Origin of the sequence: Pseudoduganella ginsengisoli (genome assembly GCF_009720865.1) — a bacterium.
GTDB lineage: Bacteria > Pseudomonadota > Gammaproteobacteria > Burkholderiales > Burkholderiaceae_D > Rugamonas > Rugamonas ginsengisoli.
This window is the reverse complement of the sequence record NZ_WNLA01000044.1, coordinates 1-16,276: the sequence shown is the minus strand read 5'-3', so window position 1 is coordinate 16,276 and position 16,276 is coordinate 1. Positions and strand designations below refer to the sequence as shown.

12 protein-coding genes and 1 pseudogene are annotated in these 16,276 nt (G+C 66.6%); 7 read left to right on the top strand and 6 right to left on the bottom strand.

All coding sequences use genetic code 11. From position 1 onward, the window contains the following. The 4 genes from GM668_RS29570 to GM668_RS29555 all read left to right on the top strand — a co-directional run. The coding region (locus GM668_RS29570) for an FtsW/RodA/SpoVE family cell cycle protein (RefSeq protein ID WP_170305914.1) at window positions 1-1,256 on the top strand (1,256 nt) is incomplete at its 5' end. A 10-nt stretch (window positions 1,257-1,266) separates the two neighbouring features. Next, window positions 1,267-2,997, top strand: coding sequence for a hypothetical protein (locus GM668_RS29565; protein ID WP_155442565.1), 1,731 nt, complete (start codon window positions 1,267-1,269; stop codon window positions 2,995-2,997). A gap of 7 nt (window positions 2,998-3,004) precedes the next feature. Next, window positions 3,005-3,598: an SH3 domain-containing protein gene (locus tag GM668_RS29560; protein ID WP_155442564.1), complete on the top strand. Its 594-nt coding sequence runs from the start codon at window positions 3,005-3,007 to the stop codon at window positions 3,596-3,598. 154 nt (window positions 3,599-3,752) lie between these two features. After that, window positions 3,753-5,306, top strand: a complete 1,554-nt coding sequence (locus tag GM668_RS29555) for an FHA domain-containing protein (protein WP_155442563.1) — start codon at window positions 3,753-3,755, stop codon at window positions 5,304-5,306. A 36-nt stretch (window positions 5,307-5,342) separates the two neighbouring features. Here the strand turns inward: GM668_RS29555 and GM668_RS29550 are convergent, their stop codons facing one another. Then, window positions 5,343-6,221, bottom strand: coding sequence for a pirin family protein (locus GM668_RS29550; RefSeq protein ID WP_155442562.1), 879 nt, complete (start codon window positions 6,219-6,221; stop codon window positions 5,343-5,345). Next, a complete protein-coding gene (locus GM668_RS29545) occupies window positions 6,218-6,625 on the bottom strand; it encodes an OsmC family protein (protein ID WP_155442561.1) in 408 nt (135 codons plus the stop codon). The genes GM668_RS29550 and GM668_RS29545 overlap by 4 nt, the downstream gene beginning before the upstream one ends. A gap of 202 nt (window positions 6,626-6,827) precedes the next feature. Here GM668_RS29545 and GM668_RS29540 point away from each other — a divergent pair, with 202 nt between their 5' ends. Genes GM668_RS29540 through GM668_RS29530 form a run of 3 tightly spaced genes read left to right on the top strand, consistent with a single transcriptional unit; the run spans window position 6,828 to window position 9,779 of the window. Further along, on the top strand, window positions 6,828-9,155 hold the full coding sequence (locus GM668_RS29540) for a carboxypeptidase-like regulatory domain-containing protein (RefSeq protein ID WP_155442560.1): 2,328 nt from the start codon (window positions 6,828-6,830) through the stop codon (window positions 9,153-9,155). Continuing rightward, window positions 9,152-9,448, top strand: a complete 297-nt coding sequence (locus GM668_RS29535; protein WP_155442559.1) for a DUF1360 domain-containing protein — start codon at window positions 9,152-9,154, stop codon at window positions 9,446-9,448. Before GM668_RS29540 ends, GM668_RS29535 begins: the two co-directional genes overlap by 4 nt. A 1-nt stretch (window position 9,449) precedes the next feature. Next, window positions 9,450-9,779 (top strand): hypothetical protein, encoded by a 330-nt coding sequence (locus GM668_RS29530; protein ID WP_155442558.1) that lies wholly within the window; start codon window positions 9,450-9,452, stop codon window positions 9,777-9,779. Window positions 9,780-9,811: 32 nt separating this feature from the next. Here the strand turns inward: GM668_RS29530 and GM668_RS29525 are convergent, their stop codons facing one another. The 4 genes and pseudogenes from GM668_RS29525 to GM668_RS30695 form a co-directional block, all read right to left on the bottom strand. After that, window positions 9,812-12,316: a bifunctional serine/threonine-protein kinase/formylglycine-generating enzyme family protein gene (locus GM668_RS29525; protein WP_155442557.1), complete on the bottom strand. Its 2,505-nt coding sequence runs from the start codon at window positions 12,314-12,316 to the stop codon at window positions 9,812-9,814. A gap of 3 nt (window positions 12,317-12,319) precedes the next feature. Next, window positions 12,320-14,854 carry a zinc ribbon domain-containing protein gene (locus GM668_RS29520; RefSeq protein WP_155442556.1) on the bottom strand — a complete coding sequence of 845 codons (2,535 nt, stop codon included), beginning with the start codon at window positions 14,852-14,854 and terminating at the stop codon, window positions 12,320-12,322. A gap of 67 nt (window positions 14,855-14,921) precedes the next feature. Beyond that, entirely contained in the window at window positions 14,922-16,055 is a 1,134-nt protein-coding gene (locus tag GM668_RS29515) for a hypothetical protein (RefSeq protein WP_308506856.1), read from the bottom strand. Next, window positions 16,055-16,276, bottom strand: a pseudogene (locus GM668_RS30695) (hypothetical protein); the annotation flags it as partial. The pseudogene GM668_RS30695 and the gene GM668_RS29515, both read right to left, overlap by 1 nt.

Below are 16,276 nucleotides of genomic sequence, written 5' to 3'. Positions count from 1 at the left end.
CCCAGCGCGGCGGCACGCCGCCCGCAGCCATGTTGTCGCTGCTGCTGGCCGTGGCCAGCATTGCGGCGTGGCTGCTGCCGCAGCGGCGCATCACGGCCGCCGTGGGTGCGGCGCTGGTGCTGGCCATGGCTGGCTTGCTGATGCAGCTGGAACTGGGGCTGGCCACGCAGGACTTATCGGCCTTGCGTCACTACCACAAGACCGCCGCGCTGCTGGCCGTCGGCAGCGCGCTGGCTACGCTGTGGCGGCTCGGCAGGCGGGCGCGACCCGTGCCGCAGCGCAGCGCCGAATGGGTGCTGGCGGGATTGACCGCCGTGGCGCTGGCCGCGCTGGCGGCCCAGGCATTATGGGGCGATGAAACCGGCGTGTTTGACATGCAGCCGGTCGAACTGGCAAAAATTGCACTGGCAGCGCTGTCCGCGCACGGGCTCGCGCTGCACCTGGGCGGCCAGCGCGGCCAGCACTGGCGCTGGTTGCGCCTGGCCGCGCCGGCCCTGCTGTTTTGCGCACTGCTGGCCATGGCGCTGGTGTATGTGGATGACTATTCCCCGCTGATCCTGCTGTCGGTGTGGGCCGGCTGCAGCGCACTCGCCTATGCCGCTGCCGCCCGCCGTCTCGTGCTGGCGGCCGCATTGGCGGCCGTGGCCTGTGCACTGGCGGCAGCGGTATGGGCTTTGCACAACGGCGGCGCCGAAGGGTTGCAGCGCTTGCCGCAGAGTTTTTATGCGGACCGCTTCCAGGTCTGGCTGGCGCCCGGCGACCATCCGCATACGGGACAGCAATGGCTGCAAGGCGCGCGCGCCATCGCGGCAGGCGGCTGGAGCGGCGCCGACCACCTGTTCGGCCTGCGTACGGCGGGCCAGCCCGACAGCATGGCGGCCGCCATCCCCGCCGTCCAGGATGACTTTGCGCCGTCCTTCTTCCTGTACCGCCATGGCTTGCTGGGCGCGCTGCTGCTGTGGTGCGTGCAGGCGGCCATGCTGGCGGGCTTGCTGCAGCAAGCCATGGCCTGCCACCAGCGCGCGGCCGCCGCGCAAGGCTACGGCAGCGCATGGCGCGAACGGCTGCGCTGTTTCCTGCTGTGCGGCGGCGCGGCATTCCTGTTTGGCCACTTCCTGCTGTCGTGGGGCACCAACCTGGCCATTTTCCCCGTCATGGGCCAGCCCATGAGTTTCATGTCGGCGGGCGGCAGCCATTTACTGTTTTTCCTGTGCCCCCTGCTAACCGTCAGCATGGATGCATTGCCACCATCGTAAGGAGAACGCCATGCCTGTTTATGCCCACCACACGATACTGGAAAGCTTGCCGGATTTGTTTTGCGCAGAAACACTGTGGCAAGCGCCCGGCTTTGCCCTGTTTTCGCGCCGCCCGCTGTTGCGCGATTTGCTGGAACGCAGCCCGCGCGAACAGCGGGGCCGTACCGCGACGCGCTGCTTTGCGCACGTGATTTTGTCATTGCCGCAAGAAGACATTGACGACGACTACCACCTGGCGCGCGGCGCCCGTGCCCGCGAGCTGGAACAGGCGCTGGCTGCGCTGCACCAGCGCGATTTCGCCGACTTGCTGGGCGGCGATACGGTGCGCTACCGCGTGCAGGGCTGCGACAGCCTGCCGCCCGGCGCCGTCAGCGTGCGCTTCGGCCATGCCGTCTACCTGCCGGCGCAGGGCGAAAAAATCGCCTTCAGCGCCAGCATCTCGCGCGATGGCGCGGCGTGGAAGCCCGTTTGCCCCGTCTACGCGGGCCAGCGGCTCGCACTGCTGGGTGCGGACGCTATCTTGCCTTGCGCGCCTGCCGAACCGTCGCTGTCCGGCGCCCCGCAACCGGACTGGCCGCTGGGGCGGGATGGCGCCATCCTGCTGCTCAACGAAGGCCCCGGCGCGCAACCGGTGGTGCAAGTGCGTCCCCGCGACGCATATGAATGCCGCTTCGATGCGGCCCTTGGCTGCTACACGGTCCGCAGCCGCCAGGGCGCGGCGCAGGGGCAGCTGCTGTTGCGCATCAGCGCGCCGGCAGCGGCGCGGCCCGCGCAGCATGACGCGCCGGGCATACCGCCCAGCGAACGTGCAAGCGCCAATGCCGGCGGCGCCATGCCAAACTTGCCGCATCCGCCCCATGCAGCCGATGCGGCGCAGCCGCCGCAGGCGCCAATCCACCAGCCCGCTATTGCCGCGGCGGGCCACGCCGTATGGCAGCCGCGCCCCGGCGCCGCGCATCCGGAACCGCGCGCCGCGTCCCGCGAAATGGCGGCCCAGCCATCCACTACCCGCGCCCAACCGGTGCAGGCACACCGCACCGACGCAAGCTGGGACGCCACCGCCCTGCCCCTGCCGCCACGGCGCATGGCCAGCGAGCCGACGGATGCGACCTACGTCCCCGTTGCCCGCCAGCGCGTGATCCTGGCAGCGCTGGCCCTGCCCCGCCTGAGCCGCTACCGCGCCACGGGCGCCGAGCGTCTCGATATCCCGCTGGGCACGGACGACAGCTTCACGCTGACCATCGACGCCGACGATGGCTTGCATACGCTGGACACGGGCGGACGCCATGCGGTGGCCGCGCCCGCCACGTTGCCACAAGCGGGCGGCCGCGCCATCGAACTGTTGCCCGCGCCCGCCGCGATGGCGGACCGCTATTGCGCATTGCTGCCGCTGCCCCAGCCAGCCAGCGTCCAGTTGCCGCTGGCGGGACGGCACCGCTTCGGCCGCCAGGCGCCCGCGCTGGCGCCGCTGCGCCTGCTTGATTCGCCGCGCCTGCTGCACGGCGGCGGCGCACCGTCCAGCGCCGACCGTATCGGCCTGTCACGCGAAGCATTCAGCTTTGAAATGTCGCCGCGCGGCGTGCACATTACGCGGCTTGCGGCCAGCCAGGCGCTGTACCACCTGGACGCCCAGCTGCAATTCGTCGCGGCCATCGGCGCCGCTGCGGAGGAAGCCCCGTACCTGCTGCCGCGAGGGCACCACGTGGCGGCGGGCCACTATGTGCTGCGGTTTGACGCTTGAGGCCATCATGTTGCTGCTGATCGTTGCGCTGTGCGCCGCCATCCCCGCATTGGCGGCATGGGGCCAGCACTGGCTGACGCCCGCGCTGTGCTATGGCGCGGGACTGGCGTTGACACTGGTGCTGGCGGCGTACCTGACGCCGCGCCACTGGTGGCGCAGGCCGACCGTGCGCGGCCTGGCGATCGTCGCGGGCGGCACGTGGGCGTGCGGCGCGGCATTGGCGCTGGCCGCCGGGGCGGCATCGCCCCGCTTTGCGGCAGGACAGTCCATGCCTTGCCAACAAGCGTCCGGCGCCGTATGCGGCGAGCCCGTGGGCGATACACAGCGCATGCTCCAAAACACTGGCGCACATGGCGGCAACACTGCCATTGCCAGCACGGCCACACCGCCGCCATTCCGCGTGCATCGCAGCCTGAATTTGCGCACCGGCCCCGATGTCGGATCAGCACGATTGAACGTCATTCCTGCCGGAGCATTGCTAACGCCAACCGGCGCCCGTTCCGGCGACTGGTGGCAAGTGCGCACCACCAGCGGCGGCCGCGAATTGACCGGCTGGGTCAGCAGCCTGTGGCTGCGCCGCCTGGCTGAACCAGCCGGTTGATGTTGCTATAATGGCAAACTATGCCGCGGCCAGGCTGATAGCGTGGCCGCCCGGCGTCAATCAGCCGAACAGAGGCAGAAAAACGGGACTGTTGCAGTTGCCACCGACCACCATAACCGCATAAACTCTGGTTTATGTCGTCGGTCGAACAGCCATGAACAAATGCAGTAACCCGGATCATCCGCACTGCACGTACTGGGTCTTGCCAGGCGAATCCGCCTGCGCGGGCGGACACCCGCAACCTGTGTCCGCCGCGCCAACCAGTTACGAATTGCTCAGTGCCTTGCGCGCCCGTGGCCCCGCCACGGCGCACGGTCACGTCCAGGCCATGCAGGCGACACCGCTGGCTGTGGCGGCGCCGCCGGACTTGATGCCGGGACTGATGGCAAAACCACCATCCCGCCCTCAATTGCACATCAGCGGCTTCGACCCCCGCGCTGCCGGCGGACGGCAAACGCTGAAGATGGATTTGCGGGGCATGCCCGCCGATTGCGCGCCCCACCTGGATATTGAAGTGCGTTCCGAATTGATCCAGAACGCAGGCGCGTCGCGCCAGCAATTTTCCCGCGCTGCCGATGGCGGCTGGCGCCCGGTCTTTGTCGAATTTTCATCGCGCGGCAAAGAGCACGGCCAGTACCAGATCAGTGTCACGCTCACCAGCGTGGCGGAAGGCTTGCCGCCGCGCCGCTGGGAAAGCGTCTTTGTCATCCTGGCGCCCCGCGCCGATGCGACGTTGACGGAAATTCACCGTATTTTCCTCAGCACGCATAAAAACGTGCGCGTGATGGCCGACGATGCGTCGATTGCACGCGTGCAGGCGCAAGGCGGCGACAGCCTCGATATCGACGTCACGGCCCGCAATGCCGGCATCGCGCACGTGAACCTCGATGCGCCGCAAGGCAAGGTCGACATGGGCTTTTCCACCATTGCGTGGGATGAAGACTTGATTGAAATCGCCGTGCCGCGCATGGCCCCGGCCCACCCGCACCCGGCCGCGATGGCCAGCATCGTCAACGCGGCGCCGGATGCGGGCGCACAGCGCCACATCCGCCTGTTTGCGCTGGACGAGTGCGTGCTGGGCCGTTTCGAACTGGTCGATCCGGAAGCGGACGTGCTGCTGACGCACTACAGCGAAGATGGCCAGCAGCCGAATGGCTTGACACGCCGCGTGTCGGGCCGCCATGCGGTGATCCGCCGCGCGGCGCAAGGCGGCTTTGAAATCGAAGACGTGTCGCGCTACGGCGTGCTGCTGGACGGCGTATGGCCCGGCAAGCATACGCCGGTGCGGCTGCGCCAGGGCATGCGCATTGAACTGACGGCCAGCATCAAGGGAGTCGTGACGCTGGAAGTGTCGGCCATCATGCCGCACGGCGTGATCCTGCACCGCGCCGACCATGGCCGCCACGCGGAATGCTTTTATTTGCTGATGCCCGACACGCACCCCGGCTACCCGATGCCGCCGTTTATCGCCACGCCGCAGGCTGGCGCGCTGCCGCTGATCGTGCACCATAACGGCGGCTTCTGGCACATGGACCAGCTATCCGGCAAGGAAACCGCGCTGGCGCCTTCCACCACGCTCGACAAACTGAGCCGCATTCCCCGCCATACGCGCTTTGCCGCGGAACCGTATCCGGAAAGCTGGATTATCCGCACGGGCGCCAATGACCTCCATAGCACGGTGGCGGCGTCCGATATGACGGCCGCCTAAGCGGCGCTACCAGCAACACCACCGCGTCCTTTGCGTTTAACCCGGCGTGCGCTTCGGGAACGGTATGCGTTCCGTTTCCCCCGGCACCACGGGGAAGCGCCCCGCTTCCCAGTCTTCCGCCGCCTGCAGCACGCGCTCCTTGGTGGTTGCGACGAAATTCCACAGTAGCGAGCGGTGGCCGTCCAGCGCCGCGCCGCCGACAATGACGAATTGCGCGCCCGAGCGGGCCGTCACGCGCTGCGCCGTGCGGGTATCGAGCAGCGCCATCGTATGCAGCGCGACAGGCACGCCATCGACGTCGATATCGCCGCTGACCGGATAAATCGCCGCTTCTTCCGGCAAGCCCGCAAGGCCAAGCTGCTGGCCTTCCTGCAGCGCCACGTCCAGGTACAGCGTCTGGCCATAGGTTGTCACAGGCGACGTCTTGCCGAACGCCGTGCCGATCAGCACGCGCACTTTGGCGCCATCGACGTCGAATGAAGGAATCGCCGCAGCCGGCGTATGTTCAAAGCATGGCTCGCATGCTTCAAATTCCTTCGGTAATGCCAGCCACAGCTGCAGGCCGTGCGAACGGTGCGGCACGTTGACGAGGTCTTTCGGCGTGCGCTCCGAATGCGTGATGCCTTTGCCGGCCGTCATCAGGTTGATGGCGCCCGGCTCGATGCGCTGGAAAGTGCCCAGGCTGTCGCGGTGGTCCATCGCGCCTTCGAACAGGTACGTGACGGTCGCCAGCCCGATATGCGGATGCGGGCGCACATCATGGTTGGCGCCCGGCGCGACGTCCATCGGGCCGAAATGGTCGAAGAAAATAAACGGGCCCACGGCCTGCCTGGCGGCGGCAGGCAGATAGCGGCGCACCATCATGCCGCCGCCCAGGTCTTTTTCGTGGCCTTTCAATACCTTCGCGATGCTCATGGCGCCTCCGCCAATGCCGTCGTGATTTCCGTCGTGACTGCCGTCATCAATTTATGGACGGGACATTTTTGCGCGGCAGACAGCAGTTCGGCGCGCTGCGCGTCCGTCAAATTCCCCGTCAGGTGCAGCGTGGTGGCAAGGCGGTACACGCCCTTGCGCTCTTCGCTGGCATCGCGTTCCGTCGTCACTTGCACGTCTTCCACCGGATAGCCTTTGCGCTTCGCATACCACACGACCGTCAAGGCTTTACAGGCGCTGATGGCGGCGTCGTACAAATCATGGGGATTCGGGCCGGCGTCATCGCCGCCTTCTTCCAGCGTACCGTCAACGGAAATGATGTGGTTGCGCACGTGGGCGATGTGGCGCATGGTCAGCGACTGGTCGCGTTTCACAGTAATGGTCATGGTGCTCCTGGCTGGCGTAAGTCTGAGAACCCACAATGTACACCGTTTGCGCCGGCAGCGCCTACCCCATCCGGGGGACGGCAGCAAGCGAACTCGACAGTAATCCAACTGATCCATGTCAAGGCCCCCAGCCAGACCGCTGGCCGCCCGGCCCTGCAGCGCCTAGATTCCAGTTATCGACCGCCACTTGCAGGAGCCCGCCATGTCCCATTCCACAAGCAAACCCGTGGCCATTCACGGAACCATAGACCTCAGCGCCATCGCGCCTGACGACTTCGATGCGTCGCTGCAGCTGCGCGTGGCGGCCGTCTATGATGGCCGCGTGCTGGCTTCCACCACGGTGGCGGCGGAAAGCCCTGCCGCGTCCGTGCCATTTTCCCTTGACGCCGAGCCGGTGCTGTTGCCCGGTGCGCGCTGGCCGTGCCCGATCCGGCTGCTGGTAGGGCCGGACGTGGGCGACATGGAATTGATGGCCATGGATACCGCCGCCATGGACGTGGACTTTGTCCCGCCCCGCGACAGTGGCCGGGAGCAGGAACAGGCGGCGGACGAAGCCGCCAAGGCAGCCGCAACATTGGCCGTGGGCACGCTGGTGGTGACGCCGGCACTGTATTTTTGCTGGCTGTTTTGCTGCAGAACATACACGATACGGGGCCGTGTCGTGTGCCGCCACTGGATTTACGATCCGCAAACGGGCCGCTACCGCTTTTGCGATGCGCCCGTGCCTGGCGCCACCGTGGAAGCGTATGACGTCGACCGCTTCTTCATCTGGTACCGGCGCGACTTCATTGCCTCAGGCGTCACCGACATCAACGGCAATTTCACAATCCGCTTCCGCTGGTGCTGCCTGCGCTGGTGGCCGTGGGTATTGAAGTACTGGGCCATCGACCCCGACCTGGTCGTGCAAGTCCAGGCATTGCTGCAACAGCACGGCATCACCCTGCCGCCGCTGCCGCCGGGGCCCGACCCGGACCCCGTCTACCTGCAGCAAATCGCCGCGCAGGCCGGCCTGGCGCAGCGTGCGTCCGCCGCCATGGTGCCCGGCGTGGCGGCGGAGCCCGTGTCGGCCGAGGCCATGCTGTCGGTATTGCCGCCGTCTTCCGAACTGGCCGCGCTGCGCGTGTGGCCGTGGTGGAACGGTAACGACTGCGCGCCGGACGTGGTGTTCCGCGTCACACAGCTGTGCGATGGCCAGCTGCGCGTGATCCACAGTGAAACCAATGCGCAAACGCGGTGGGACATCCCCACCAGCCTGCACGTGACGTTGCTGGCCAACCAGTACGCATGCTGCCTGCCCGTGTGCCGCGATCCGGAATGCCCGGAATGCCTGCAAGTGACGTACGTCGGCTGCACCACGGCCAGCCAGATCGGAGAAACTGCCGGGCCGCCGGACTTGCGCGGCTATGCGCTGGCAGCCAGCGCCGGCGACCGTCCGTTCTACGGCAACCTGCAAATCCGGGGCGCGGTCGGCAGCGACGTTGATTATTTCAAGGTGCAGGTATCGCGCAACGGCGGGGCATGGACCGACTTGCCGGTTCCTGCCTTCGCCGGATTCTCACGCAGCTACTGGGACGGCAGCAATCCTGTCCCGGCCCCGGCGCCAGCCTTCACGCCGGTGCTGAAAAACGGGGAAACCGTCATCATCACGCGGCGCCATTATGAAGACTTGCACCCCGCACTGCCCCGTTTTGGCGGCAGCGTGATCTGGTTCGACTACGATACGCTGTTTTATTTCAACACGCTGGCCAGCGGCGCGCTGACGCCCGATGCGCTCTACGAATTGCGCTTCATCGGCTATGCCGCCAATGCAGCCGATGACTTGATCCTGTCGTCCGCGCGCCTGCTGCCCGGCTGCGGCCAGCACAGCACGGAATCCGTGTTCATCCGCATCGATAACCAGGCCATGGCGCATTTGCCGCCCACGCCGCTGCATCCGTGCGGCCCCGGCAGCGTGCACTTGTGCACCAATGAACCGGACTGCTATATCCGTAAAATCTGCGTCAACGAAGGCACACCTGCCCAGCATTGCATCAGCGCGTGCGACATCTTGCGCCTGGCCGCATCCGACACGCTGACCATCCACTTCACGGTGAGCGTGCCCCACACCGTGCAGGACGGCCACCTGGGCGGCTATACGCTGGCAGCCGAATACGGGGTGTCGCTGGCGTTCGACATTGGCACCGGATTGCACGGGACGTTTGCGCCCGACCCGACCTTTGAAACGGGGCCGGATTACCTGTCGGCACTGGGCCAAGGCGCACCACGGCCGCACTGGTTTGGCGGCGACTACAAAGTCACGCTGCGCGGCAGCGATTTCCCCGTGTGCTGCGCCTACCTGCTGCGCCTGCGCGCGTGGAAACGCACGACGGACGGCTGCAGCGACCCGCGCTACGTGCACCATAACGAATTCGAGTTTGCCTTCACCGTACTGCGGCCGGAACTGTGTCCGGATATATGTCCCGACCGCGCACTGGCGCTGCCTGCGCCTGCCAGCGGCCTGGCGACGGCAATGGGGACAGGCGCGCCATGACCCTGTGGTATGAACTGGTGCTGGCGCTGTTCGGCACATGGCGCGTTTGCCACTTGCTGCACGCGGAAGACGGGCCATGGGACAGTATCGCAGCCCTGCGGCGCTGGGCCGGCGACAGCGCGGCAGGACGCGCCATGGATTGCTTTTTTTGCCTGAGCCTGTGGGTGGCGGCGCCATTTGCCATTGCGCTGGCAACGGATAGCCGCCACGGCCTGCTGTTGTGGCTGGCGCTGTCCGGCGCCGCCATTTTGCTGGAAGCGGGCCGCACGGCATTGCTGCATAAGGAGAATTGACATGTGCTGTGGAAGCAAACGCCTCGATGCGGCGCGCAATGCGCCATCCCCGTACACGCAAGCTGCGCCGCGCGCACACACCGGCGCCGCCGGCCCTGCCGACCTTGCCGCCCCGGCTGCTATGCCTGGCGCCCCGGCGGGCGCAGCGGACAGTGCAGCCATTGCCGCTGGCGGCGCCGTCTTTATTCACGACGGGCCCGGGGAACTGCTCGTTACAGGGCCTGGGACAGGGCGGCGCTACCGCTTTGCGGGCCGGGGCGCCCGGCTTGCCGTCGCCGCATCCGATGTGCCTGCTGTGGCGCAAGTACAAAACTTGCGGCGGCTGGTGTAACGCACCGGCGAATCCGCCACACCGTCACACTGTCACACCAGCTTGCGCGCGACCCGCAAGCCCACCACGTCATTGGCCAGCACGGCGGAATACGCATTGCGCAGCGCCGTGCGCAAATAACGGGGCGGATACAGCCACGCGCCGCCGCGCAGCATGCGGCGGGCCTGGTCACCCCCTTCCACCCACGGGCTGCCGTCCAGGGGCGCCCCTTCATATGTGGCGTGCATGGTGTCTTGCATCCATTCCCACACATTGCCATGCATGTCGAACAAGCCCCACTGGTTGGGCGGGAAGCTGCCCACCGGCGTCGTGCCTTGGCGGAACACGCCTTTGACGCCGCTGCCATACGTGAAATTGCCATCGAAATTGGCCTGGTCCGTGCTGATGTCATCGCCAAAACTAAAGGCGGTCTTGGAACCGGCACGGCACGCATATTCCCATTCCGCTTCGCTGGGCAGGCGGTATTGCTGGCCGGTTTTTTCCGACAGCCACGCCACGTAGCGCTGTGCATCGAACCAGCTGACGCCCACAACCGGATGGTCGTCACCCTGCTGGAATCCGGGCGCGGACCAGTCGGTGTCGGACTGCGATTCCCAGCCCGTGGCGCGCACGAACTGGCGCCACTGGCCTACCGTAACGGGAAAGCGGCCCAGTGCAAACGGGTAATCGATGCCGATCCAATGCTGCGGGGTTTCACGGTCCAGCCACTGCTTGCTGGAACCCGCCTTGACGGCCACGTCCCGTTCATGTTCCGACGAGCCCATTTGAAAACGGCCCGTGGGAATCAGCACCAGGTCCGGCCCCGTGCCGGAACCGTCGAGAAAGCGGTCGCGCAACACACCGGCTGCATCGGCCACGGCGCTGCCCGGCGACGGCATCAGCGCGGCCAGTTCCGCCGCGTTGCGGGCAGCCTGTTCCTTGCGGTGGCGTTCCTGTTCGGCGCGGTACGCTGCTTCTGCCTTTAATTGCGCCGCCTTGCGCTGCTGTTCCTCCTGCGCCTGGCGTGCCTGCGCCGCATCGGCATCGCGCCGCGCCAGCAATTGTTCGCGCAGCCGTGCCTTGCGCTCTTGCGCCTCCAGTTCGGCACGCTTGCGCTGTTCGCGCTCCTGTTCGCGCCGCAGTTGATCGAGCCTGGCTTTTTCCTTTGCTGCCGCTTGCGCCTCGGCCTTGCGCCGGGCCGCCAGTTCCGCCTGCCTGGCCAGTTCCGCCGCCCGCGCCTGCGCCGCGTGTTCTGCCTGCTGTTGCTCGTGTTGCGCTCGGCGCTGGGCGGCTTCCTGCTCGGCCCGTTCTTGCGCCTGGGCCTGCGCTTTCGCTTGCTCCAGCACGGCGCTGCGCTCACGCTCGGCTTGCGCGCTGCGCTCGGCAACAGCCGCATCGCTGGCCCCGTGCAGCGCATCGAGCAAGGCCGTCACGGATTCCGGACGGTGGTCTTGCACATACGCGAAACCGCGCTGCAGCACTTGCCACTGGCCGGCATTCAACCCCGGCGGCGGCGACGGCAGGAATTGCGCCGTGCGGGCGCCGTCAAATGGCAGCCGCCCTTCCAGCATCTGGTAAATCATCACGGATACCGCGTACACGTCCAGCCGGGGGCTGGGCTGGCGCTGGCTGGCGCCCGCTTCCGGCGCGCGGTAGCCGCTGGTGCCGGCATTCGGCGTTTGCATGCCGACCGTGCTGCCGGCATTGCGGGCCCGCAGCGCAATGCCGAAGTCCAGCAATTTCACGTCGCCCCGGCTGGTGAGGAACACGTTGCCTGGTTTGATGTCGCGGTGCACCAGGCGGAATTTGTCCCACGCATAGTCCAGCGCATGCGCGACGGGGCGCAGCAATTGTTCAATACGTTCCCATGGCGCGGAACCGTTTTGCGCGAGCCACGCGTCGAGATCCTGTCCTTCCAGGCATTCCATGATGATGAAATAGCTGGACGTGGCAGGGTCTTGCGCCCAGTCGTACACGCGCACGATGCTGTCATGCGCCAGGCGGCGTGCTTGCGTGGCTTCTTCAATCAACAGCTTGGCCAGCGACGCGCTTTGCGTCAGCTGCGGCGGCAGGATCTTCAGCGCCACCTGGTCGCTGTGGCCCAGTTCCGCATGGGTGGCCAGGTCCGTCGCTTGCCACACTTGCCCCATGCCGCCGACGCCGATCAAGCGTTCCAGCCGGTAGCGCCGGTTTTGCGGGCCGATCTCCTGGCCCGCCATTAATCCCAACTCCGTGCCCTGGCGGGGCTGTGCGTGGGCATGGGCGCGCGCCGCCGCAACGGCATCGCCCAGCGCAGCATCCTGCATGCCGGCAGGTTTGCCTGCGGTCCGCCCGCTGTTGCGCCGCGCTGCCGAACCGGCAGCCGGTGCGCGCTCCGCCGCCGCGCCGTGCTCTGCCAGCGCACCCTGCCCCTCGCCCGGTCCGGCAGACGGGCCACCCAGCGGCGAATATTCGGCATCCAGGATGGCATTCCTGCGGCGGTCGAATTCCTGCCGGCTCAGCAAGCCGTCTTCGTGCAAGGCACGCAGTTCGCGGATTTTTTCCCTGGCAGTCTGCATCGTTCAAGCCACCGGCGGCAGTGGCGCGCCGCATTCAGCGCAGAATTTCGCATCGGGACGGCTGGCCGGCGTCGCGTGGCCATGGGCGCACATGCGGGACGCGGCAGGCGCCGGCATCGCCGGCGCGGCGGCGCTCAGCACCGACTGCGCGGCGACAAACTGGCCGGACACCACGTGGGCAGGAACGAACTGGCCATGCGGCGTCCCCATCGGGGCATACGATACGGACGATACGGACGATGCAGCGGCGGCGGCTGGTGCGGCGGCAGGCGCCGCCGCTACCTGCGGCTGTACGCCTGCCATTCCCGGCGGCAGCGCGCTGGCAGGCGTCCCCGCCACACCCTGTGCCACGCCCTGTGCAATACCAACGCCCAGCTGCATTTGCGCCTGCAGCGCATGCGCATGCGTGGCGTTTTGCTGTTGCAGCAAATCCAGCTGGTGCCGCCTGTCCTTGGCTTCCTGCGCGTCACGGTGGCTGCGTTCAGCCGCCACCTGCTCTTGCACGAGGCGCAGCGCATCCATCGGACTGACGCTGTTTTCCGCCCCCACCACTTGCGCCATGGCTTTTAACTGGTCCGGGCTCATGCCGGAGCGCACCTGTTCCTTCATCCACTGCACCAGTACTGCCGCATTTTCACTGGGCGCGGTGGCCAGCTTGCCGCTGTCGGACAAGCGGCCGATGGTTTCAACCCGCGTGACTTCCAGCTGCGCCAATTCCATGCTGTGCGCCTGCTGCGCCAGCAAGGTATCGTACTCGCCCTTCCACTTCGCATAGTGCGCTTCGCGCTCGTGTTCGCGCAGGCGCAATTCGCGCTGCCATTCGGCTTCCCGTTCACGCTGGGCCAGCGCCTGGCGCTGTTCATCGACGGCCAGCTGGTCCAGCATGACCTGATGCGCCATGGCCTGGTTCTGGCGCCCGTGCACGCCATCCGCCTCGATCGTGCGCAACAGTTTTTCATGCTGTGCCAGCGCATCCTGCGTGGCGCCTTCGCGCCGCAACTGGTCCAGGTGCTGCCGCACTTGCGCCACTTGCAGGGCGCCGGCCGCGTCCTTGACGTCTTCCTCCCGCGCCAGTTCGCGCATTTGCGCCCGCAGTTTTTCATGATGCTGCTGCTCTTCCCACTCCTGCACGCGTTCCGCTTCGCGCTTGCGTGCCGCATTGGCAAATTCCAGCCCTTGCTGGCGGGCGATATGGTGTTCCGCTTCCATTTGCGCTTCGCGCTCGCGCGCCGCCAGTTCTTCCTGGCGCAAGCGTTGCAGCAAAGCGCGGCGGTGCGCTTCATCTTCCACCAGCAGCGCTTGCGCCACCTGGTTGTGGATTTGCTGCATATGCAGCTGGTGATGGAAGCGCTGCTTGGCCAGCTGGCGTTCTTCATGCGCGGCCTGCTGCGCCACTTCCAGTTCCGTGCGCAACTTGATTTGCGCCAGCTGGCGCACTTGTTCCCACGCGGCCGCTTCGCCCAGCCGTCCCATTTTCTTGCGCGCCAGTTCATGTTCGAGCGCCGCCAGTTCCGCACCGGCGCCCTTGTCGATGGCCGCCTGGCGGTTATTCGACTCGGCAATGCGCGCATACAAATCCAGTTCGCGCGCCCGCATCGCCTGCATGCGCTCCGCTTCCTGCAGCGCCAGTTCCGCCTTGCCGACTGCGGCATCCTGGCGCAATTCCGCGCGGCGGTAATCCGTGCGCATCTTTTGTTCTTCGCGCAGCAGTGCCTGCCATTCTTCTTCGTTATACAGTTCGTCCAGCTGTTTCACGTGTTCCAGCTGCACGTGGCGCTCATCGGCCACCAGCCACAGCGAGCCGATGCGCTCACGGTTGGCGTCGAATTTATCGTGGCGCAGCGCCAAGGTATGCACTTCCACGGCCGCCAGGCCGAAGTCGGCCAGCCGCAGCCGCAGCGCCGACTGCAGCCGTTCATCGAGCTGCGCGCGCAACGCGGGATCCTTGCCCATGTCGCGCATCGAGCGCCCGCCGATGAATTCCGCCGCCACCTGGCGCACGGAAGGCGCCAATAAATCATGCAACTGCAAGGTCGTGACAGCGCCCGGCGTCGTCATGAAATGCTGGGCAAAGGCCGGCACGTTTTCCACCCGCACGGCCACCGTGAACCGCGCGGAAATTTTCAGGTATTCAGCTGTGTGCAAATCGCTGAACGTAAAGTCCACCGGCAGCGGTGCGCTGCGTGTAATGAGAATTTCCGCGTGCTGGTCGCGCAGCAGGTTGTTGAGGCGGGTAAAGAAACTTTCCAGCTCGTATTCACCCTGCGGCACTTCCGTGGCTTTGTCGCCTTGCAAGATGTAAGCGCGCGTGGCGGCCGGCACGCGCAACACTTTATTGAACAGGCCGGACAATTTATTGATGCCAAAATACACCGCCAGCTCATCATCGGCCGGTATCCACCGGTTGTCCCGCAGCACAGGTTCGCTGCGGGGCGCGCCCAGGCTCAGCCCGCAATGAGCGCAGAATTCGCGGTCATTGCCGGTTTTGTGATCGCAGCGCGGGCACCTGGCGCCGCCCAATCCAAGCATACGGAACATGTTGTCTCCCTGTTGCAACTTTATAGTTCGCCGCGCCTCATCTTGATTTTAGCAGGCGCGTCCCGCTTCAAATCATGCCGATCCGTGCGATACGGGCCACGGTGGCGCCCTGTTCCCGTATCGCTGCAGCGACAGATGTGATATCGGCATCATTTACAGCAATGTTACCCTCTGGCAGCAAAATCCTGTCGCCCGTTCTCCCTTGCCGGGCAATTAACGCCAATTTTGCCGCCAGTTCTTGCACGGGATCGACCCGCCCCGTGTGCCACGCGGCGGAACAGCCAGTCGCAATCAGCCGGCCCCGGGGCACGAATTCCCGTCCCCGCGCCAGCCGGTCCGCCATCACCAGCGCCAATTCATAGGAATTGCCCTGGAAGCGCGTTTCACTGAAGCGCACGACGGTACGCCACCTGCCCAGCGCGCGGCCATCGAAATGGCGGGCTGCGGCCAGCACCTGCCGGACGGCCAGCTGGGCCGCCACATTCAGCCCGGGCGCGGCAATGGTTTCTTCTTCATCCGTGCCTTGCGCTTCGATCGGCAATGGTGTCACGGCAACTTCCACCCAGGCCAGCGTATCGTGCGCGCCGCCACTGTACAGCGGAAACCACGCGCGCGCCGAGGACACCAGCGCGCAAGGATCCGTATGGCCGGACAGCACGCCCAGATGCGGCACGGCCACCACAGCGGGAAGTGCTGTGAACTCCTTCGCTACACCGCTGGCAATCAGCGCATCCGGCAGGGCCCGCGCCAGCGCAGCAACCGTACTGCCGTCGCCGGTAATGGCGGTACCCTGATGCCACGCATCGGACCACCCGCAGGCGGCAACCACGGCTGCCGGCGGCTGCCACAGGCCGCGCACCATGCGGTCGGCCAGCACGGCCGCCAGTTCCCAGCCACGGTCGCCATCAGCAGGCGTGGCATCGAGGCTGAGCACGACTTGTTCGCGGCTGTCGAAGCGCGCTTCCGTATGGCGCGCCAGCCGCACCACTTGCTGCATGCGCGCCGCCACTGCCGCGGCGCCTGGCGCCACGCATTTCACATCGGCGCGTCCGCCGCGCGGACGGCGGCTGGCCGTGATGGTGGCAATGCGCCCGTCCGCCAGCAGCGTGCGGCATTCCGCGCTGGCGGGACGCTGCAGCGGCTTGCCCGCCTGCGATGCCGGATGGGACATCGCCTGTCCCGGATTGTCTGCGCTGTTCATCACGCTGGCTCCCTGCGTTGATCGCCGCCACCTTCGCTGACAGCCCGCCGGCCAGCCAGGTGATAGGCAAGATTGGCTGTCAGCCGGTCCGCGTCATCGAGCAGTTGCGCATGATCCGCGCTGCCCGGTGCGGCAAGGCGCCAGCGCGCCAGCAAAGCCCACGCCTGGTCCAGCGCGTGCACTGCCGCCTCGCTGTGCGCGGCGCGCTGCGCCTGCAGTGC